The 21,860-nt window shown below is 35.8% G+C and carries 19 protein-coding genes; 3 read left to right on the forward strand and 16 right to left on the reverse strand.

The window, feature by feature from the left end; translation table 11 throughout:
- Positions 1-168: 168 nt before the first annotated feature.
- The 11 genes from MHH88_RS10560 to MHH88_RS10610 form a co-directional block, all read right to left on the reverse strand.
- Positions 169-1,536, reverse strand: a complete 1,368-nt coding sequence (locus MHH88_RS10560) for an NAD(P)-binding domain-containing protein (protein ID WP_339262863.1) — start codon at positions 1,534-1,536, stop codon at positions 169-171.
- 109 nt (positions 1,537-1,645) lie between these two features.
- Positions 1,646-1,864, reverse strand: a complete 219-nt coding sequence (locus tag MHH88_RS10565; RefSeq protein ID WP_339262865.1) for a hypothetical protein — start codon at positions 1,862-1,864, stop codon at positions 1,646-1,648.
- Between the two features lie 64 nt (positions 1,865-1,928).
- Positions 1,929-2,210 (reverse strand): Fe-S cluster assembly protein HesB, encoded by a 282-nt coding sequence (locus MHH88_RS10570; RefSeq protein WP_103976636.1) that lies wholly within the window; start codon positions 2,208-2,210, stop codon positions 1,929-1,931.
- Positions 2,207-3,976: an arsenical pump-driving ATPase gene (gene arsA, locus MHH88_RS10575; RefSeq protein WP_339262867.1), complete on the reverse strand. Its 1,770-nt coding sequence runs from the start codon at positions 3,974-3,976 to the stop codon at positions 2,207-2,209. The genes MHH88_RS10570 and arsA overlap by 4 nt, the downstream gene beginning before the upstream one ends.
- A gap of 1 nt (position 3,977) precedes the next feature.
- Positions 3,978-4,337 carry an arsenite efflux transporter metallochaperone ArsD gene (gene arsD / locus MHH88_RS10580; protein WP_069512637.1) on the reverse strand — a complete coding sequence of 120 codons (360 nt, stop codon included), beginning with the start codon at positions 4,335-4,337 and terminating at the stop codon, positions 3,978-3,980.
- Between the two features lies 1 nt (position 4,338).
- Positions 4,339-4,758 carry an arsenate reductase (thioredoxin) gene (gene arsC, locus MHH88_RS10585; protein ID WP_339262869.1) on the reverse strand — a complete coding sequence of 140 codons (420 nt, stop codon included), beginning with the start codon at positions 4,756-4,758 and terminating at the stop codon, positions 4,339-4,341.
- A 12-nt stretch (positions 4,759-4,770) separates the two neighbouring features.
- Complete coding sequence (gene arsB, locus MHH88_RS10590; protein WP_339262871.1) at positions 4,771-5,829, reverse strand: ACR3 family arsenite efflux transporter; 1,059 nt, start codon at positions 5,827-5,829, stop codon at positions 4,771-4,773.
- Positions 5,822-6,148: a metalloregulator ArsR/SmtB family transcription factor gene (locus tag MHH88_RS10595; RefSeq protein WP_339262873.1), complete on the reverse strand. Its 327-nt coding sequence runs from the start codon at positions 6,146-6,148 to the stop codon at positions 5,822-5,824. The genes arsB and MHH88_RS10595 overlap by 8 nt, the downstream gene beginning before the upstream one ends.
- Before the next feature lie 352 nt (positions 6,149-6,500).
- On the reverse strand, positions 6,501-8,063 hold the full coding sequence (locus tag MHH88_RS10600) for a family 10 glycosylhydrolase (RefSeq protein WP_339262875.1): 1,563 nt from the start codon (positions 8,061-8,063) through the stop codon (positions 6,501-6,503).
- A 441-nt stretch (positions 8,064-8,504) separates the two neighbouring features.
- The gene (locus MHH88_RS10605) at positions 8,505-9,281 is read right to left on the reverse strand and encodes a GNAT family N-acetyltransferase (RefSeq protein WP_339262876.1); all 777 of its coding nucleotides are present in this window, start codon (positions 9,279-9,281) and stop codon (positions 8,505-8,507) included.
- Positions 9,282-9,720: 439 nt separating this feature from the next.
- Positions 9,721-10,572, reverse strand: a complete 852-nt coding sequence (locus MHH88_RS10610; RefSeq protein ID WP_339262878.1) for a helix-turn-helix transcriptional regulator — start codon at positions 10,570-10,572, stop codon at positions 9,721-9,723.
- A 122-nt stretch (positions 10,573-10,694) separates the two neighbouring features.
- Between MHH88_RS10610 and fabF the strand changes: the two genes are divergently transcribed.
- Positions 10,695-11,930 (forward strand): beta-ketoacyl-ACP synthase II, encoded by a 1,236-nt coding sequence (gene fabF, locus MHH88_RS10615; RefSeq protein ID WP_339262880.1) that lies wholly within the window; start codon positions 10,695-10,697, stop codon positions 11,928-11,930.
- Positions 11,931-12,926: 996 nt separating this feature from the next.
- Here the strand turns inward: fabF and MHH88_RS10620 are convergent.
- The 3 genes from MHH88_RS10620 to MHH88_RS10630 form a co-directional block, all read right to left on the reverse strand.
- Positions 12,927-14,783 (reverse strand): alpha/beta fold hydrolase, encoded by a 1,857-nt coding sequence (locus tag MHH88_RS10620; protein ID WP_339262882.1) that lies wholly within the window; start codon positions 14,781-14,783, stop codon positions 12,927-12,929.
- Positions 14,784-14,840: 57 nt separating this feature from the next.
- Positions 14,841-15,407, reverse strand: a complete 567-nt coding sequence (locus tag MHH88_RS10625; protein ID WP_069512622.1) for a TetR/AcrR family transcriptional regulator — start codon at positions 15,405-15,407, stop codon at positions 14,841-14,843.
- A 312-nt stretch (positions 15,408-15,719) separates the two neighbouring features.
- Positions 15,720-17,519: a S9 family peptidase gene (locus MHH88_RS10630; protein WP_339262884.1), complete on the reverse strand. Its 1,800-nt coding sequence runs from the start codon at positions 17,517-17,519 to the stop codon at positions 15,720-15,722.
- Between the two features lie 308 nt (positions 17,520-17,827).
- Here MHH88_RS10630 and MHH88_RS10635 point away from each other — a divergent pair, with 308 nt between their 5' ends.
- Positions 17,828-18,103, forward strand: a complete 276-nt coding sequence (locus MHH88_RS10635; protein ID WP_024361739.1) for a YqhV family protein — start codon at positions 17,828-17,830, stop codon at positions 18,101-18,103.
- A gap of 359 nt (positions 18,104-18,462) precedes the next feature.
- Here MHH88_RS10635 and MHH88_RS10640 read toward each other — a convergent pair whose 3' ends face one another.
- Positions 18,463-19,176: an SDR family oxidoreductase gene (locus MHH88_RS10640; RefSeq protein WP_339262886.1), complete on the reverse strand. Its 714-nt coding sequence runs from the start codon at positions 19,174-19,176 to the stop codon at positions 18,463-18,465.
- Between the two features lie 303 nt (positions 19,177-19,479).
- Here MHH88_RS10640 and MHH88_RS10645 point away from each other — a divergent pair, with 303 nt between their 5' ends.
- On the forward strand, positions 19,480-19,818 hold the full coding sequence (locus MHH88_RS10645) for a helix-turn-helix domain-containing protein (protein WP_339262888.1): 339 nt from the start codon (positions 19,480-19,482) through the stop codon (positions 19,816-19,818).
- Positions 19,819-19,970: 152 nt separating this feature from the next.
- Here the strand turns inward: MHH88_RS10645 and MHH88_RS10650 are convergent, their stop codons facing one another.
- Complete coding sequence (locus MHH88_RS10650; protein WP_339262890.1) at positions 19,971-21,539, reverse strand: IS1182 family transposase; 1,569 nt, start codon at positions 21,537-21,539, stop codon at positions 19,971-19,973.
- Between the last annotated feature and the right edge of the window lie 321 nt (positions 21,540-21,860).

Consider the following 21,860-nt stretch of genomic DNA (forward strand, 5'->3'; position numbering starts at 1 on the left):
TCTGTTGTATATGGACAAGAACATACTGCTGTATCTTATGGATTATCAGCATTGCACATATGTCTTCAATAAAATAACCCCGTTCTAATTAGAGAATAGGGTTAATAAAACTTTATATTTTTTAAGTTAATTAAAATATTTCTTCTGGAAAATGACTGCTAGCTTTCGCTAACAGTCAGATTTTTTAACAACATGAATTTGATTGGCAAGATTTATACCGCATACCCCTGTTTCAGGTAACTCCAATTCCACTCGTTTCGAAGCTTCTTTATCACCTGACAAGTAAGCTGTTATTGAACGGACTTGTTCGTATCCAGTTGCCATTAAAAATGTTGGTGCGCGTCCATAACTTTTTGCACCGACAATATAGAAATCCTTTTCTGGTTGTCTCAGTATTTCTTCTCCATGCGCTCTTACTGTCCCACAACTATGCTCATTAGGGTCAATTAGAGGCGCCAATGCTTTTACACTTTCTGTTGCTGTATCAATGGAAAGCCGTAGTTCACTGTTAATCGTAAGATCTGGTCGATTACCTGCGTTGACAATTAGCTCTTCAAATCCTGTTAATACCTTTGTTTCCCCGTTAATAGTACCAACAATTTGGATGCTCTCATCTTTCTTCAACTGCGAGATATAGAAAGGTGTTATTACGTCAACCTTACCTGTATCTACTAATTCGTGAATACGTACACCGAGTGCGCCACGAGCTGCTAATGCATCTTTTTCTTCGCCACCATATGCTTCTTCAACAGATCTTTTACGCATAATCCATACTAACTTTGTTGCAGGATTCTCTTCTTGTAATTCCACAAGTGCCAATAAGGTATTAATAGCTGAATGGCCACCACCAATAACAGCAATCTTCTTATTTGCATATCTCTTAGCATTTGAATTTATATTTGGAATACCATACTCAATGTAATTTGCTAATGCTTTTTCATTTTCTAGCCAAACACCTGTAGTATTTGCTGGATTTGGATTTCCCCAGGTACCCGTCGCATCAATAACAGCTCTCGCCTCAATAATATTGATGTCATTCTCTTGTTCAACATAAATATTAAAGAACTGTTCTACTCGATTTTTTGTCTTCATCTTATCATTAAATTGTCGTGAAATCGCAACTACTTTTGCGTTCAATTGAATGTTAGGTTTTATTTGTACTAACTCACTCAAAGGTCTTAAATAGAGATCAATTAATTCATTTCCCGTTGGTAATGTATCTAAATCAGGTTCTACCCAATCGGAGGTATCTAATAAAGCTTTGGCTGCTTTATTGATGTTATATCGCCATGGGGAAAATAACGTAACATGCCCCCAACTACGAATATTATGTGCTATTTCACCCCCTGCCTCTAGTAAAATAAATGCTTGCTTTTGTTCTACTAAATGAGCAACTGTAGCTAATCCAATTGGACCCGCGCCAATTATTACAATCGGTAAATTCTTATTAGAATTATTTACAGTCTCTTGTACCTCAATATCCTTTGCAGGAGTACAACAAGATCCATTTTGATTGATTACTTTTAGTGTTTTCATAATTAACTTCTTCTCTTTCATTCTTTATATAAGCATTCCCTTATATAAAAAGTATTTTTTACGTCTAGCAGTTAGCTAGACGTTTATTTAAACTTTGTGAGTGAATTTACTACACTTCAATTTTACTAATCGTTTTATCAAGTTCTTTTATAGCTTTTTCGAATTGTAACCATGTAGAGGTGTCGTAGTGTTCCATATCCCCTTTAAAGAAGAAATCAAAAGCAAACTCTTTAGCCTCTACTAATGTGTATTCTCTACTATTCATTATTAACTTTAAATATGCGATAAAATAATCTTTAGTTAATACGCTAGCATGATTTACTGTCATTTCTAATCCTCCATACAACGGATTGAATAATTGCTAATGCTGTTAGTATATTTAAGGTCTCTGTTTAACAAGATGTCGGAGAGTATCCTACCAGTACTAACCCGAGTTCACCATTCTCTTCTTCTGCATGGATCGTAACATCTTTTAATTGTGGTGCAATATCAGGGTGGATTGCGACTTCGATACCTTCAATTGTTTGAATAGCATCTTCTGCTGCTGGTGCTTCTAAACCTACACCTAAATTAACTCCACAGCAGCCTGCAATACCAAAGAAACGAAGTGTTTTAACCTCCGAATCAGCTATTACCTGTTCTAAATAATGTTTACCTTCTGGACTCATTTTCATTTGATTTTCTCTCCTTTTAGTTCATGTAAGCCTTTTGTTCCAACCGGTGGTGTTTTTATCCATGGGATGGCCACGAATTGATTGTTGCTGATGGATTGTACTTCATTCAGCCATTTTCTTTCAGCTTGTTGTTTTTGAATTAATATTGGACTTGTTGTGTGGATTGAAGAAAAGGTTTGATTGACAACCCACCAATCAACAGATAATCCAGCACGCTGCAAATCGTCTTGTAAGCGTGTCGCTTCATAAACAGGTGTTGCTTCAGGTAGAGTTATGATGGCAACACTCGTATAGGAAGCATCACGCAACCTTGGTAACAGTTTAGAAACAGCTGGAGGAATATCCCCTTGTGAACGGCTTATTTCGCGATGATAAGCTTCCGTTGCATCTAATAACAGCAACGTATGCCCTGTTGGTGCTGTATCAATAATAATGACCTCATCTTGATGATTTTCTACCACATTTGCAAATGCTCGGAATACAGCTATTTCCTCTGTACAAGGAGAAGCCAAATCCTCTTTCACAAATGCTAAACCTTCTTCGTTCATCGTTTCACTTGCCTGTGCAAGCACTTCAGCTTCATAGTTTGCAACTTCTACTTTCGGATCTATTCGACTTATCGTTAAATTTTTGACTTGTTCGTCACCGAATGTCCAATTTAAATGTGCAGCAGGATCTGTTGTAGTTAAATGTACAGGAGTACCCTCTTCCGCTAAGCGTAAGGCAATATAAGAAGCAACCGTTGTTTTACCAACCCCGCCTTTACCCATCGTAAAAATCAGTTTCGGTTTACGTTCTAAATAATCAGCAATCATTTCTTCCACTTCAGGAATCTTAGTTTCTTCGCTTGATTCATTTGTATGTGTAATTTCTTGATTGGTCATCCATGCTTGCATACGCTCAATACTTGATAATGAGTACGGTACAAACGGTAAGTAGAAATGTTCAAATCGATTTAGTTCTTCTGGAATTCTGGCTAATGCATCCGATTGACGTGCAATGAAAGCCTCTTCGATATGATCAGTAGAATTGACATTACGCATATATCCATTAATTAATAAAGTCTGATTTTGAATACCAATTTCAAATAACTCGTGAGAAGCACGTGCTGCTTCTTTTAAAGGGTTTTCTTCAGGGCGTGTCACTAACATTAACGTTGTTTGGTTAGCATCTTTTAAACGATGAACAGCCTCTTTATAGACTTCTCGTTGCGGTTCTAGCCCTTTTAAAGGACCTAAACATGAAGTGCCAGTCGTGTTTTCATCTAGAAATGTAGACCATGCTGAAGGTAGTTGTAATAAGCGTAACGTATGTCCTGTTGGTGCTGTATCAAACACGATAGTGTCAAAATTGCCAATCACAGAAGTATCAGTCAATAGTGTTGCGAATTCATTAAAGGCAGCAATTTCTACTGTACAAGCCCCAGAAAGTTGTTCCTCCATATTTTGAATGACCACATCAGGTAGTTTTCCACGGTACGGACCAACCATTTGCTCTTTGTAATGTTGTGCTGCTTGTTCAGGGTCTAAATTTATCGCAAATAAATTGTCTATGCCTTCAATCTTTGTTGGACTATTAGAAAGCGTTTGACCAAAAATATCTTGTAAGTTGGATGCGGGATCTGTACTAATTAAAAGTACCTTTTTCCCCTCACTTGCAATGGCTATTGATAGGCTACAAGCAACAGATGTTTTTCCTACGCCTCCCTTCCCCGTAAAAAACAAGAACGGTGTGTTAGGGAAATGACTTCTTGTAAAGCGTTCCATTTTAGGCATCTCCTTTTAGTGACAAACGTACTTTCGGCTTTTGTAATAGTTCTTTTTCTGAAAGCCCTGACCACTGTGAAAATTGCTCATTTGTTGGATATTTCCCTTTACAAAGCAATTCTCCATCCACAAACGTTGCAGGTAAGGCATCCATTCCTTCGGCCATTAAAAGTTGATTGATTGTTTCGTTTTCTACAAAAGCATTTGGTTCATTAGTCAGATTAAATCGTTCAGCTTCAAAGTTGGTTTTCTTTAAATTATTCATTATAAAGGACATACGCAATAATTCTGGGTCTATAGAAGGTCCACATAAGCCTGTAGAACAGCACATGGCTGGCTCATAGATATGAATTTTTTTCAATTTACTTCAGCTCCTCGGCTACAAATTTTTCAATACGTTTTCCTATAGCATCACGAACGTTTTGGAAAACTACCCACTTTTCTTCTTCTGAACCGGACGCTTTCGCTGGATCTTCAAATCCCCAATGTTCACGACGAACATGAGGTGGCGTCATCGGACATTTATCAGCGGCATCTCCGCATAATGTAACGACTAATGTTGCATTGTTTAATGTCTTAAAATCAATTAAATCTGATGTATGATTTGAAATATCAACCTCTACCTCCGCCATCGCTTTAATAGCATTTGGATTTACGCCATGTGCCTCAATCCCAGCACTTTTTACAATCCAATTAGTAGGCAATAATTTTCTAGCCCATCCTTCTGCCATTTGACTACGGCATGAGTTCCCTGTACATAAGAAATAAAGTGTATTTGTCATAAGTATTGCTCCTTATAATTTAATGGTTTTAAAGTATTTTTTCTGCCAACGTAAGGCAACCCATACAAGTCCTATGAGTACGGGTACTTCTACAAGTGGACCGATAACAGCGGCGAATGCCACGCCACTATGAAGGCCAAATACGCCAACTGCTACCGCAATCGCTAACTCAAAGTTGTTACTTGCAGCTGTAAAAGAAAGAGCTGCTGTGACAGGATAAGACGCGCCAGCTTTACGTGAAGAGAAGAATGAAACAGCAAACATCACAACAAAGTAAATAAATAATGGAATTGCAATTCGTACGACATCGAGTGGGAGTTCCACTAGTTGCTCACCTTTTAAAGCAAACATCATTACAATTGTGAACAGCAGTGCAATTAGAGTCAGTGGTGAAATCTTCGGCAAGAACTTTTTTTCATACCACTGTTTTCCTTTTGTTTTAATACCAATCCATCGAGTCAAGAATCCTGCAGCAAAAGGTATTCCTAAATAAATAAGAACACTCTTTGTAATTTCCCACATGGAGATGGAAACATTGAAATTCTCTAAACCAAACCAACCAGGTAATACATTTAAGAAAAAGTAAGCAAAGATTGAATATGTCACGATTTGAAAGATAGAGTTAAAGGCAACTAAGCCAGCTACATATTCGCGGTCCCCACGTGCTAGATCATTCCACACAATGACCATGGCAATACAGCGAGCCAAGCCAATCATAATGAGTCCAGTCATGTACTCTGGATAATCACGCAAAAAGATGATGGCTAAAAAGAACATTAAGAATGGTCCAAGTAACCAGTTTTGGAAAAGTGATAGTAAAAGTACCTTCCAATCCTTAAATACTCTCCACATTTCTTCATACTTTACTTTCGCTAATGGCGGGTACATCATCACAATTAACCCTATAGCTATCGGTATAGATGTTGTGCCAATAGACATGGACTCTAATGCTTCACCAATATTAGGCATTGTCAGACTTAATAAAACGCCTATTCCCATCGCAACAAATATCCAAATGGTAAGGTAACGATCTAGAAAAGAAAGCTGTTTGGTTAAAGAGTCATTACTCATTATCATTTCCCCCTACATGGCAACAATCTGTACCACAGTTGCACCCGTTTAAAGGCTGAATTTGTTCTAAAATGCCCTTCATCAGTGCCGTTTGATCCTCTACTAAACGATAATGCTTCCAAGTCCCTACTTTTCGTTCAGTAATAATACCTGCCTCCTTTAATTTTCGAAGATGCTGACTAACTGCTGGTTGTGATATGCCTAGTACATCCACAAAATCACATACACAAACCTCCCCATTTTTCATACATGCAAGTAATTTAATGCGATTCAAATCAGCTGCTGCTTTTAATTGTTTTTCAATTAGTGTATTTTCCATTTATCTACACTCCTTATATAATCATTTGCTTATATATTATTTTAAATAAAATCACCTCATAAGAAAGGTGACTTAATCATTATATAACTATATTCTTATATTATGATTTATTGTTTTAAATTGCAACAGATATTTGCCCAATTTGGAAATTTTGCTGAAAAGAAAATAAGTACCATTTATATCTCCAGGCCGTATATAGAGCTGCTTTACAATAAGGACAACTAAATGTTCCTTTGCGGTTTGCTATTAGCTAATGGAAACAACCTCGTAAGCTTAGTTACGAGGTTGTTATTATTAAACTTTTCAGTTTGATATCGTTCTTTTGTGTTTAGGATCAGCTGTTGGCTTATTACTACTGGTAAGGAATTCCGTCTTTTAGAACAAAAGCAGTTTTACTTTCCACACCTGTAGCAGATATAGACTTTATACCATATGTGTATACTTTACTATTATTTGCATTAGTATCTAAATAAATAGTATTACCTTGTGTGTTATAAACCACGTCCACTATATTTTTAACGTCTTCATATGAACCTTCTTTTGTTCCATCAAATCGATATATTACATATTTCCTTGGTTGAGTACTATTTTCATCTGTAATTGTAAGCTTTATGCCGAAAGACTCTTTACTCAATTTAACATCAGTTGGACATAAAGGTATTGCAGAGTCTTTCCAATAAATTGAAGGTGTTAAAGCTTTATAATTGTATAGTTGCTGATTTAGATAAGAGGCATGTCCAAGAGCGTTATTGTTAATACTTCTAAGAGAAAAATGCATTTGTCCTTGAACATTATTATTTTCTCTGTTGGCGATTACTTGGCTGATAAGCTCCGTCTTATTTTTCCATGTAGTATCAGAATCATTTCCAACTTTATGATTGGCCATTCCAATATATAGATTAACAGGATGGACTTTTGCGTACGTTTGAACTTCTCTTCCCCACCAATCTAATAAAACAGAGTAATTTGCTGCCTTATGATTTCTGGACCAATAAATTTGAGGCGCAATATAATCGATACTTCCATCTTTAATCCACTGTCTTGTATCAGCATAAAGATCATCGTAGTTACTCATTCCATTCGTGTTACTACCCGTAGAATCTTGCCCTTTGTTTCGCCAAATTCCAAACGGAGATATTCCGTATTGAACATGTGGTTTAATTGCCTTAATTTTTGCATAAACCTTTTTTACTAATTGATTAACATTATTTCTGCGCCAGTCTTCAATATTTTTGAATGAGCCACCATACTTTTTAAAAGTTTGTTGATCTTGAAAAGTCTCTCCTTTTATTTTATAAGGATAGAAGTAATCATCCATATGTACAGCGTCTATATCATAGTTGCTTACTAATTCTTCTATGGTTGATAATAAGTAATTTTGAACTTCTGGCAAACCAGGATCTAAATAGTATTGTTTACCGTATTTCACTACCCAATTAGAATTTTTACGGGCTACATTATCGGCAGCAAGATTAGACAAAGATTGCGAAGGCATCGTAACCCTATATGGGTTTACCCAAGCATGAAGTTCTAATCCTCGCTTATGTGCTTCGTCTAGCATTATTTGTAATGGATCAAAACCCGGATTGGTCCCTTGTGTCTTGCCTGTTATATACGATGACCATGGAGCAAGCTTAGACGGGTACAGTGCATCATTTAATGGCTTAACTTGAAAGATAACTGTATTAAAGTTATTAGCTTTTAATTTGTCTAAGGTACTTTGAACCCATTGCGTATATTGGGTTTTATTCATACCTGCCTTCATATCAATATTAGATACTGTTGCAATCCAGGCTGCACGCATTTCATTTTGAGGTAGTGAATTAGCTGTAGCCTTTTGATTTGCAAAAACAGGGATAAGTAAAAGTAAAACCAAAAAAGTTACTAAGCACTTTTTAAAAAAATTTTTAAACATAAATAATGAAATCTCTCCTTTTAATTCTCAGCTATTCAAACCTAGCTGTTACTATAATCTAAGTAAATACCATTTCAGCCTATTCTATAAAAGTAGGAACTGATTTATCCTTCTAAATTTTGTCGGCAGGACCCCCTATTGTAATTTCAATTGTTTGCGAAGCTCGTTGGAAAATTTTATTCTGTTTCTTCGCTTACTATATAATACCACAAATACCCAATTATTCTCTCTTCACTGGTAATTTCCATTTACAATCATTTGGTCAATTGTTAAGTTTTTTTGATAAAGTGGACCATAAAAAGATTAATTATTTTGGAAAGCGAATCTTCAACTAACGTACCCCGTTAGTTGAATAAGAAAAAAACGCTTATTCCACAATCGCACCCTTTAACGGAATAACACATGAGCTTCTATTAGCTAGTTTTTTAATAAGAGGCACTACTACTTGGTAGAAGGTGACTGGCAGCCATAAGAGTATGCAAGACATAGAAAACCACTCTTTTCTAGGATAGGCTTACTCATTGAACTGGCGTCAACAGTAAGGAAAGGATGCCCATTTTCATATGCCTTTTTTGCACGAGTAGCTAAAAGTGCTGTATAATAACCTTTTCCTCGGAACAACGGTAGGGTTGAACCTCCCCATAAGCTGGCGAAGGAGGAGTTTTCTTCTAAATACATCCAAGCTGCACTTACAAGCTGCCCATCTTCATAAATTCCATAAAGGTATAGGGATTCAGGATTATTCTGTTTATCTCTCCAAAGTCTTTCTCCCAGCTCAGCATGCGGTACATTCCAGATGGCATCTTCTAGAACAATAATGTCTTGAATGCCTTGTTCATCTGTTATTTCCTTTAAATTGAAGTGTCGGCCATGATTAAGCAAGGGGTGCTGTTCATCTAACTTCATGACCATTAGTGCTTCAGGGTCATCTATTGTGAATCCTTCTTGTTCAAGAATATCTTTCAAACCAGCAGGCTTGTCGTAGTTATACACCTTCCACTCAAAATCCTGCTCAAGGTTACTAAAATAGTTTAACTCGTTCTTAATAATTTCTCTTACATCACCTTCGTTTACATTAGATGAAACAATGAACCCTTTTTCACCAAACTGTGAAATGTGACGCACGACATGTTCTGTTTCCTCTCTAATGTAACCTTTTACTTGAGCCTCTTGTCGAAGTTCTTTGTGGAATAGTGAGATTAATTCATTTTTATCCATGGGCGACCCTCCTATATTTTAATAATTCTTTTCTAATGCTCTTAATCCTTTAATTAACATATTGATTAGTACCAATTATTTCAAAAGAAGACATTCGACTCAATCTTTTTTTCGTAAAAAAGACGCATCTGTACTTAAGAAATGATTCGGTTCTAATTGTTCCATTCTATTATTTATTTACTAAATAACTCGCTCCACCTTGATGAGATTTTTTTAATCATTGTATGCTTGGTAATGAATCAGTTTCTCCAAAACTGGTTCTATTATAAATTCCCCATAAATTTCTTCTATTACGTTCAATACTTTTCCCCCTTAATCTTTCACAATCTTACCTAATAAAATTTAACACAAATATCAAATTTTATTGTTAGGTTATATTCCACAAAATGCCCATTTCATGAAGAAAAACGCCCTATTATGGAATAACGAAATAAATTTATTATTTTTCAACGGAAACCCTCTTCATTAATCGCTTTAATTTATTTTCTGTATCTGTTTCCTCTACTGGTGTATAGATACTGCACCGTAAATCCATATCACCTTGAACTTGGAGAGAAGTTAAATTAAACAACATTTTACCTGCTTTAGCATGTCTAAATTCAATTATCATCTCTGGAGCCTTACTCACTTGACTTTCTAGCCATAACTCTTGGAATTCTAGGTGGGAATGACTCATTTCTTTAATAAATTGGTTGTACCATTCATCTCCTAAATAGTGTCCATAATAGGTACGGAATATGGCAAGAAAACCTTTCGCAAAATGTTCCCAATTGACGGCCAATGCTTTGAATTCTTTTCTTGTGAACACTAAACGAATCAAATTTCTTTGATCATTCGGTATTTGTTCAAAATCTAAAAAAACATGAGCAGCTGCAGGATTCCAGCCCACAATATGGCAATGTCGATCCGTAATGATAGTCGGACAATATGTTAATTCAGCTAGAATTCGTTTTAAAGAAGGGCTAAGCTCTGATTGATCCTTTTTTGGATATGTAATTTCCGATTTTGCTTCTAATGCCAGGTCATATAAGTAGTCTCTTTCATCATTATTTAATTGCAAAGCTGTAGAAATACAATCAAGTACGATTGAAGAAACTTTTATATCTCTTCCCTGCTCTAGCCATGTATACCAAGTGGTACTTACACCTGCTAGTTGTGCAACCTCTTCTCTTCGTAACCCAGGTGTCCTTCTCCGGGTTCCAACATGCAAACCAATTGACTCTGGCTTAATTTGGGCACGCTTAGCTTTTAAGAAGGTCGACAAAGCTTCAAGCCTAGTTTTATCATTCATTTTTAAAACTCCTCATCATACCAATTTAACCTAGTGGTAATTATACTAGGATAAACAATCACTTGTAATAGGATAAAATGACTGTAGAATACAATTATATTATTGATTTGGAGTGATGCACAGTGGAAAGAGTTGTGATTACAGGTATGGGCGTAGTCTCACCTATAGGAAATAACCTCAAGACATTTTGGAACAATCTGATTAACGGAGAGTCTGGTATATCCCTTATTGATACATTCGATGTTACTAATCATAAGGCAAAAATTGCAGGTGTCATACGAGATTTTGATGCAGATGAAATTTTTGGAAAGAAAGAAGCAAGACGTTTAGATCGCTTTTCTCAATTTTCTTTGGCTGCAGCCCAACAAGCTTGGACAGACTCTGAGTTAGACCTCAAACGTATAGACGGAGAAAGGTTAGGCGTATACGTAGGTTCAGGTATAGGGGGACTTGAAACCTTAATTGAAAATATTGATGCGCTTAGACAGAAGGGACCAAAAAGAGTCAGCCCAACTCTAGTACCTGCCATGATTTCTAATGCTGCTGCTGCACAAATTAGTATCCAATGGAACGCCATGGGGCCTTCTATGTCCCCTGTTTCCGCATGTGCAATTGGAAATACTGCTATCGGCGAAGCCTTTAGACTAATCCGTTCTGGAGAAGTTGACGTTATGTTTGCGGGTGGAACAGAGGCAGCTATAACGGACTTATCAATAGCAAGCTTTGGTAATGCTACAGCATTATCAACAAGAAACGACGATCCAACTAAAGCTAGTCGTCCATTTGATGAAAATCGAGATGGATTTGTCATGTCTGAAGGAGCTGGAATTCTAATCTTAGAATCCTTATCTCATGCTTTACGTAGAGAAGCAAAGATTTATGCAGAAGTCATTGGATATGGTGCAAGTTCAGATGCACACCATATGGTAGCTACACATCCAGAAGGTAAAGGGGCCTATCTTGCAATGAAATCAGCTTTAAAAAATGCCAATATATCACCTGAAGAAATTGATGTTATTAGCGCCCATGCAACAAGTACAAAAGTGGGCGACATCTCTGAAACGATGGCTATTAAGCAGCTATTTGGAAAGCAAGCTTATCAAATTCCAATAACAGCTAATAAATCTATGCTTGGTCATATGTTAGGTGCAGCTGGTGGAGTTGAAGCAATTGCTTTAGCAATGAGCATAAAGGAAGAGATAGTTCCTCCAACAATTAACTTAGAAAATCCTGATCCATTATGTGATCTAGATTATGTACCGTCTGTTGCTCGCCAAGTGAAAATAAATATGGGGCTATCTAACTCATTTGGTTTTGGAGGTCATAATGCGGCTATTGTTTTAAAAAAATACGAGTGAATCAACTTTCTCGCGTAAATCTAACCGTTACTAGAGGAAACGGTTAGATTTATTCAATTAAATGGTCCATTTCATGAAGAAAGATGCTGTCCTGACTAAAGAAAAGCCCCTTTTTCTTGAATAATGAAAAAAGGACTTAGTACACGATCTTTTCGTCCATCGTACGGTGTCTCTCAAAAATGCAACTATTCTACTTTGCGAGTAATAGGTTTGCTGGTCCCCCAAATAGAAAATTGGTGCTCTTTATCTTTTCTTAATGCTTCAACTGATGCTAATTTACAAAATAATGATAGAGCTATGAGACGTATTGAGATTCAGTAACGCGTATCGTTACCCATCTCGATTACTCTCCCAGCGCATAATTAAAGTCTTTATCCTTTGTTAAGATAAGGTACCCACCAGCTTAGTTTGTTCACGCTTATGAATAATGTTAATAAATATTGGACACATCTACATTAAACGATAATTAGCATTATTTAAACGAATAATTCCCTTTTATACGATAAATTATGTGAACCATCCGATAATTAGAAAGTTGTGACCAAGATATTTATATTATGTAAACTAAATTATTTGGCGAGTTTGAAGTAGATTTTGAATTTTATAGAATTTACTTTTGTCGATTTATTCCCTTTGTTAATTAAAATATCATTTACTTATTGTATGGTTCACCGCAACTAATATTAAAAGGGCTACCTTATTTTTATTAAAGAACGTTCAATAAAAATAAGACAACCCTATTTATAATTAGCTTATTGTCACTTGATAAGAGTACTTATAAGCATCCATTTTTTCTAACAGCGAATAACTTGATAATCACTTTCTATCAAAATCCCCTCTCTGTATCTTTTATAACTAAACCACAGAAAATGAAAAATTATTACGTTCTTTCATGGGAGTTTTAAGGTATATTTCTTCACAAGGTAAATCCCTTGCGTAAAGAGCAATACTTTGTTCAATTCGCATTTTACTACCTCAGGATACTGATATACACTCTTATCTGTTAGTACTACTATTTTTTATTACCAAATTAGCCGTTTCACTCGGATGGTTAAGAGGAAAATGATGTCCATATGGAACAAAATCAACCTTACCAAGATGCGAAGGAGCAGAATAGCCTCTGTCATAATCCCCCCAAATAATGTGAAGATTATACTTTGTTACTTCATTGAAATCACCTTGATCGTTTTTCAATAGTAAACTGTTAAGCTGAACCGTAGTATTTAAAATTCTAGGAGAGGTAAAACTGTTACTTATTTTTTCAATATAATGTTCAGGGATGTTCTCCTTACTTTCAAATAAACCATTACTTAATAAATAACGCTCTATCAAATTAGTAGTTGCCAATTTCAATGTCCATTTGTTTATAAATTGAGGAACATTTATCAATTTAGCATTTTTTCTAGCAACAGGTGGCTGAAGTAAAGTAATTGTATACTTCTTACCTATGTACTTTTGTACTAATGCTTCTAAAAGAATATACGCACCAAATGAATGGCCAATTAGATGGGCACCATTAGTAGCTTTCTCCAATAACTGTTTCAATACATTCAAATAGATATTTAAAAGGTTTTTCTCACGTTTAAAAGGAGAACGTCCCAAACCTGGAAGGTCCATGATCCATACAGGTCGACCTGTTTTTTCATGAAGCTCTTTCCCTAAAGGAAATAAATCCTCTCCATCACTTAATAAACCATGTAATAAAATAAACGGTTTACCCTCTCCTTGTGATTGGTAAATGGTAGTATTATTACATAATGTTCGTTTAAATAAATGACTATTTTGGCCATTTTGATACATCATGCGATAATCCAGATCAGCTATTACGGCTGGTAAAAATTTTATTACATTTGTTTCCTTAAACCAATCTTCTCCCATCATCTTTTTCGCTGAACCATTTGAAAATGTTCGATTTGTAATAAAAGTTAACCCATCAGCAGGAATTTGGGTTATTTTGCTTACGCCACTATTCATAAGTGCTTTCATAAATGGCAATGGGGCAGAGATTTTAGGTGCAGTCATATTCATACTTTCTGACATAGCATCTAATAATTCTGAAATATTCTGATCATGTTGTTTATCGGCAACAAGTGTATATGTTTGTATAGTTGGTTGCTTCAATTTGAAAACTTGCACAATAAACTTTGCTAGTTCATCGTTTGCAATAAGCGGTAATCTATATTCCTTACCACCTGGAATCACTGGCATGAGCCCTTTTCGCATACTCATCACAAGCAAGCCTAAGCCTTCTGTTTGCTCCGTACTCCCTGTTTTACTACTGCCAACTACAGTTGGTGGATTAATTACTGAAAGCGGATAACCTACTGTTGATGCCTGCTGACGGATATAAAGATCTGCTAAAAACTTTGTTCTCTCATACGGATTTTTTATTTTCAAAAAATTGTTTCCTTCTTTAAACACATCTATCGCAATCTTGCTATTTTTCTCATCAAAGGGACTCATATAGCCTACAACATGAATAAATTGTTGCAATCCCTTCGATTGATGAATATTTTTAGCGAATTCACTAATATGTTTGGCACCATTCAAAAATACGGAAGTTGCCTCTTTGCTTGTCGTTTGAATATCCATGGGGCCTCCTGCGTGAATAATCACATCCGTTTTCAATACCCATTCCTTATCTTCAGCACTTAGACCTAAGTCTATTTTCGTCAAATCACCTTCAATAAAGTGCATAACTGCCTCATTTAAGATGCCTCTTTCTTGATAAATGCGTGTTGCTTTACTTTTCGATCTCACTAATAGAAGAATTGTTACTTGCTCTTTGGCTAATTCCTTCACTAATTCCTTTCCAATAAAACCTGTTCCGCCAGTTAAAAATACTGTTCTCATATAAATCCTCCTTTTAGTACTGTGTAGTACTAATTTGATGTAAAAAAAATGCTTCTTTTATCGAAGCAAGTTAAACAAATGATCTGCTGTTTTCATGATTACAGTTGCATCCTTTAGTGTTTCTGAAATAAATAGCGCTCCTTCAAGATTTGTAATAAAAAGAGATGCAACCTCGTCAATATTAATTGTCTTTTTAAATTCACCGTTCTCTACCCCTTGTTTAAGTAATAGAGAAACTTTCGTTTGTAATCCTACAAAAAAAAGACCTATTTTTTCTTTTACTTTTGATGCATTTGTAGGGCTTTGAATATAAAGCGTAATAAATGGACAGCCCCCCTTATATTCTCTCGTCTGTACTCCTTGTGATAATTGCTTTAAAAACAGTTGGATACGATCTTCAACTAATAATTGGTTTTGAGATAGTAAGCCATCAATTGCAGATTGATACATTTCAATCCAATAACTGACGACCCCATCCAACAATTCTTCCTTATTAGAAAAGTGATAATACACATTAGACTTTGAAACTTTGCTTACACGAACTAATTCATCCATGCTTGTATAAGCAAACCCTTTTTCTAAAAATAATGTTGCAGCTACTTCAATCACACGTTTTTGATTCATTAGTTTTCCTTTTGTCATAATTAGTACTATATAGTACTAGAGTGGATGTTGCAAGTATTTTTGTAAGTTTAAAAAAAATTTGATTAAAAAAGCTATACTTTAATTGATTTTACTGCTAAAAATTAATGTCATTATGAACAAAGTTGAACTGAACCCCAAAACAGTTGCACTAGCACATACAATGTTCTCTTTTGCCCTTTTAAACTTCAACTAATATTGCCATCAACTTACACACCCATTATTTGAAGAAAGAATTTTTAATACGCTCTTTGTTTTCTTCTCAGGTGGGCTTCTTTTCCATAATACGTATCATTATGCGTTCACTTTAGATTCAACGAACTGATTCAAAAATGACAGGATTTTTTGATATACAGCAATTTCATTTTCTTTTTTAGAGAACCCATGTCCTTCGTCTTCAAGAAGCATATACTCAACCTCGCGCCCTTTATCTTTTAAAGCCTGTACGATTTGATCAGATTCCTCTTTTACAACACGTGGGTCATTGGCTCCTTGGATAACTAGCATTGGTTTCACCATGTTTTCTAGATAAGTAATTGGTGAGTATTCAATGAGTTTTTGCTTGTCTCTTTCAGGGTTTCCTACCCATTGATCCATAATTGGCTTCCAGTCTTCAGGAACTGAGTTGATAAATGAGAACAAATCAGATGGACCAAATATATCCACTACGGCTTTGAAATAATCAGCGTGTCTACCGTGGAGCAATAATGCCATGTATCCTCCATAACTTCCGCCCATTAATAAAATATTGCCTTTTACTGCGTAATCATTTTCAATGAGCCAGTCGAGACCAGCTACATTATCAAGTCTTGGACTGTGTCCCCAATCTCCCTCTACCATTTTTGTGAAAGCCAATCCATAGCCTGTTGACCCACGGAAATTCGGAGCAAAAATGCTATACCCATTATTTAAAAAGAACTGGAAGGAAGCTCTAAAAAATTTGCGCTCTGCTGCTTGCGGACCACCATGCGGCCAAAAAATGATTTCACCATTATCATTTTCCTTTTTAGCTTTGAAAAATAAGGCTTCTATTTCAAGTCCATCAAAGGAAGAATACGTAATCACATCTGGTTCCACTAATTCGCTTTGATCTACACCTGGAACTGTGTATTCGGTTAAAGATGTCCATTCATTTTCCTTCAATTGATAAATATTGTGAGGCTTCGTCGCACTTCTTCCTAATAAATACAACGTACCGGATTTTGTGACGATAAGTTTTTCAATAATACTGCATGGTGAATGTAGTTCTTCCCAATTATTCGATAGCAAATCATGCTTGTACAAATGATCTTCTACACCTTTTTCACTGATGACATACAGACAATGCTTTTCTTTGTTATATTTCAACGTAGTAAAGCTCTCATTCTCTAAATCTTTTAATTTTACAAACTCATTTGTCTCTAAATTATAGGAAGCCAAATACGTAAAATCAGCATTGTAATTTGTTAATAAATAGATGAGTTTATCGGATACAAACACTGCGCCACTGACCGTATGTTGCTGATCTGTTGGCGGTGTTAGGAGAATATGTTCCTCTCCTCGTTTAGCGTATAGTAGTTTAAACGTATTAGAAAAATGTTTATAGTAGAGGGCTACCTCTTCATTTGGGCTAAAATCGAGTAAAAAAGTGGGCGCATCTTTTCCCACAAGAACTGTTTTTTCCTCACCTGTCACCAAGTCATAGACATATGCATTTAAATACGTTGGATTTCCTTTCGAAGATGTATAATAAAGCTTGTTCCCATCTTCAGATAAAATGGGCACAGAATTGCGAGTTCCTTCTTCATAAATAATTTTTTTCATTGTTCCACCTTGAATTGGCATTCCATAAAATTGCGTATTTTCGTTTCCATTCTTGTCAAAACCGGCAATGATGAACCGTCCTTGCTTATCATAGAGAAGACCTTGACAACTTTGGTCAATGAATGTAAGTTGCGACGGGAACGTATTTGGTAAATTCATCGCCCATAAATTATATTTGCCACTTAAATTTGTACTGAAAACTAGCTGTTTTTCATCTGGACTAACCGCAAAATCACCAATCGAAAATGTACGTAAAAACTGTTCTACATCTGGTTTAGAGAAAGATATCATATTCAACACTCTCCTTACTTATTTAAATTGCGAGAAAAGTCTGTCTCTTTATAAAATATCATGATTACACTTCAATGTATAATATATGAAAAGAAAATGTACTATATGCCTGCATCCTTTAAAATTACTATCTTTTCGATGGATTCTATTATATGTACCCCTATTAATTCATACTAGAAAGCATATTAAAACAAGAATACTTGATTCTGATCATACATACATTGATGTTAGTATTTCTTTGAAACAGAATTCTACAATTAGACTAAAGTGGATTTATAAGATATGTTAATATTATCTATAAAGATAGGATGATGACCATTATTGAAAAATCGGTTCTTGCTATGGTTATTTTACGTGTATTGTCTGGAAGTATTGAAGTAAGTGCTGGATTGTTGATGCTAAAGTTGAATAATTTAGAAAAAGCATTCTATATTAATACAATGCTTGCATTGGTTGGTCCAACAGTTTTAATCGTAACGACAGCGATTGCATTATTTGGACTAGCTGATAAAATTCCTGTGGCGAGAATCATTTGCCTATTTACTGGAATTACACTTATCATTGTTAGCTCACATATTAAGTAATAGAGACATTCCATTCTAAATCTTTGTTATTTATTAGCCTTCTTGAACAATATCTATTGAATATTCTTCCTAAGAAGAATGGTCAATAGTTTGCTGTAGCGTGTCACACGCTACTTTTTTTATGTAAAAGTCACCTCTACCTTGTCAATTTGATACTGAGTGTATCGCACGGAATTATTCTGTTGTGACGTTGGTGCTTATAATCGTCCACAAACTGTTGTAAAAAAGAACACTAACTAAACACCTCCACGTTGATTTGATATGTACAATACCCGTCAGTCAACGCAAAAGGTGTTTTATTTGTTAGGTCAGTTATAGTTCTACAAAAGTTTGTTTAGGAGATATATTCTGCTGCTGTCTTAAGTTAACATGTGACCGCCTTCTACATGAAGAACTGTTCCAGTCACGAAACTATTTTGTAACAAGTATAGTACGCTTTGTGCAACATCATCAGCTCGCCCTATTCGTTTCACAGGGAGTTTATTTTCAACTGTATTATAGAAGTGCTTACGTGCTTCTTCTGGCATTTTGCTACGGGAAGGTGTATCAATTATACCTGGTGAGACGATGTTTACTCGGATAGGAGCAAGTTCTAATGCCAGAGTCTGTCCTAAATTCGATATAGCCGCATTGACTGCACCTAGTATTGCCGAGCCAACCATAGCCTTGTAGGCTACAACTCCAGAAAATAAAATAATTGATCCGTTTGATGAAATGTTAGAAGCACCGTACTTTGCTGCATAATATTGTCCCCAAAATTTGTTTTCAAACAATTTTTGGGCTTGTGCTGTATCCGTTTGGAGGAATGCCCCGCCCGATGTTTCTGCCGCGCTTACAACTAGATGATCGAACTGGCCAATCTTTTCAAAGAAAGATTGTACTTGCTGTTCTTGCGTTGTATCTAGAATATAAGTGGTTGCCCTAACTCCTATTTGTTCTTTTGCCTTCTGCAATTTGTCTTTGGAGCGGCTGGCAATGATTACTTCTGCCCCTTGCGCTACTAACTGTTTAGCTGATGCTAAACCAATCCCAGAACTTCCGCCGATAATCACAACTTTTTTATCTCTCAACATGTTATTCTCCCCTTACTTGTTTACATAATAGATTAAAAAATCACTATCTCTTACAGGTGCTATCTTTAAAAACAACCCCAGTGTCTAGCCGATATTTTACTAATGAGCTTCTTTCGTGGATTTCATACAATAATTTTGAGCACCTCCTCAATAGGGTATGAAATTAATAAACACAATGATATTATAAAGATAGTTACTTCCTTTACGGAAGTAGTGATATTTAATTCATAAAGTTTCCAAAAGTATACTATTGTGCTATGAAGCCAATAAATTACTCAAAAATTTTTAGGGAGGATATTTCAGATGAGTATGATTGAGCCAGTAGTGTTGACAAAAGGAGCCCCAGGTGAGGCTTGCCCCATTGCGAAAACACTTGATGTAATTGGGACTAAATGGACTTTTTTAATTATTCGCGATTTACTTATAGAAGGAACAATGCGGTTCAGTGACCTATTAAAATCTATGGATGGAATTAGTCCGAAAACACTTTCCCTCCGTCTTAAAACACTAGAAGATCATGGGATTTTGATTAAAAAGGTTTTCCCAGAAGTTCCCCCTCGTGTGGAATATACGTTAACAGACAAAGGAAAACAGTTGGAAGGTGTTTTCATTGAATTAAAGCGATTTGGATTAAATTTATAAATAGTTTAAATAAGTCATTCTTTACATTTTGGTATGTTAATATATTGTAAAAAAGAGGCTGGGACATAACTAGCTTCGATTAGTGAGAAATCCGAATTTGAATTTATTCAAATTCGGATTTCTCTGTTTTTTATGTTGTCTCCATATAGCTTTTAGCTAATGGCTGTGAATTTTCTTAAATTCACAGCCATTAATGCGAGACCCATCTCGTTATCAACCTTCGATTTTCCTCGTACAGAAAATCGAGTGAAACGCAAATTAGCCTTCAAGAATCCAAAAACAGGTTCCACGTCAATTTTGCGTTGACGATAAATGGTACTCGTTTTTTCTTCTGAAAGCTTTGTTCTCACATGTTCTTTTTGTTGTTCCCACTTCTCATTCACTGTTAACTTTCGATTCGTTCCTTCTTTTGCTTTTGTACAGAATGAACGGAGGGGGCAGCCGGAACAGTCTTCACATTCGTATACCTTAAACTCACGCGTGTACTCATACTTATCCGTTTTCGTGGTACGATATTTAAATTCAAGCTGTTGTTGGTTTGGGCAAGTATATCGATCATTTTCTTCATCATAAGCCCAGTTCCCTGTATTGAATTCGTTTTGCTTATACGGTTTCCTCTGTTCTTTTACATACATGTTGTATGTGATTAAGGCTTCTCGCTTACGGTTCACAAGGATATCATCATAATTTTGTTCACTTCCATATCCAGCATCTGCTACGATATGTTTTGGTAACTTCAAATAATGTTGTTCGATTTCATCCAAAAATGGGATTAATGTACGTGTATCCGTTGGATTCGAAAAAATGCTGTAGGCAAGCGCATACTGACCTTCTGTTGCTACTTGTATGTTATAACCTGCCTTCAATTGACCATTTTTCATATAGTCATCTTTCATACGCATAAATGTCGCATCCGGGTCTGTTTTCGAGTAACTATTTCGTCCGTCAAAGATTTCGAAGTCTCTTTGATATTTTAGTTTGCGTTCCATATAGTCGATTAATTGTTTGCGCGTTTGCTTTGGGAATTTTCGTTCCTTTCTTAAAGCCTTTCGCTCTGCCACATCCGATGAGTCCTCAATTTTTCGATCGTATTCAGAAATCACTTCATCTACTTTTTTGACCATTTGGTCAAGGTCTTCTAATGCTAATTCCTGTTCATTTTCCCGTTCCATTTCGGGTATGATTTCTTTTTCAAGTAGCTCATTGTATAGCTGGTTGGACTTTTCAATGAGTCCGTTATGATATTTCTCAATCGACTTTTTCCACACGAATGTAAATTTATTTGCATTCGCTTCAATTTTTGTTCCATCAATAAAAATCGCTTCCTGATTAATTAATTCTTCCTGTACCAGCTGGCAGCGGAATTGAACGAAGCATTGTCGAATCAACTCTTTGACTTCTGGGTGGACACGGAATCGGTTGATTGTGCGATAGGTTGGTTCATACCCTTGTGCTAGCCACATCATCCGAAGACTATCTTTTAAAAGCGCCTCCATTCGGCGCCCTGAGAAGACGGATTGCGTGTAGGCACATAAGATAATTTTAAGCATCATGCGTGGATGATAGGCAGGACAGCCCTCATTTCGAAGAAATGGTTCAAACGCTTCGGGCGGGATACTTTCGACTAAATGATGGACATGGAAGGCAATGTCATTCTTTTGTAATTTCATTTCTAAATCTAAAGGCAAAACTAATTGATTCATGTTATAATTTTTGAACATAAGAACCCTTCTTTCAGAGATTTGGTATGTGGTGTACTTTTATCTTATCAGAAGTGGTTCTTATTTTTATGTAAAAATAATCAAAGCCGTTGAAATTTTACTCGTCGTAAAATTTCAACGGCTTATTAGTTTTCAGAGGAGGGTTTTGTCCCAGCCTCTTTTAATGCACTATATGATGCTCCACAATCCGCTTGGACCCATTTCCAAACTTTCGATAACTAGAAAATTGCGACAAAAGTAATTATATTAGGTTAGATTACTACACATTGCTTTTACGGATTTTCCCATAAAAATTACACTGTAAAACATATCGAGATTCAA

Origin of the sequence: Lysinibacillus sp. FSL K6-3209, from assembly GCF_037976175.1 — a bacterium.
Taxonomy (GTDB): Bacteria; Bacillota; Bacilli; order Bacillales_A; family Planococcaceae; genus Lysinibacillus; species Lysinibacillus sphaericus_D.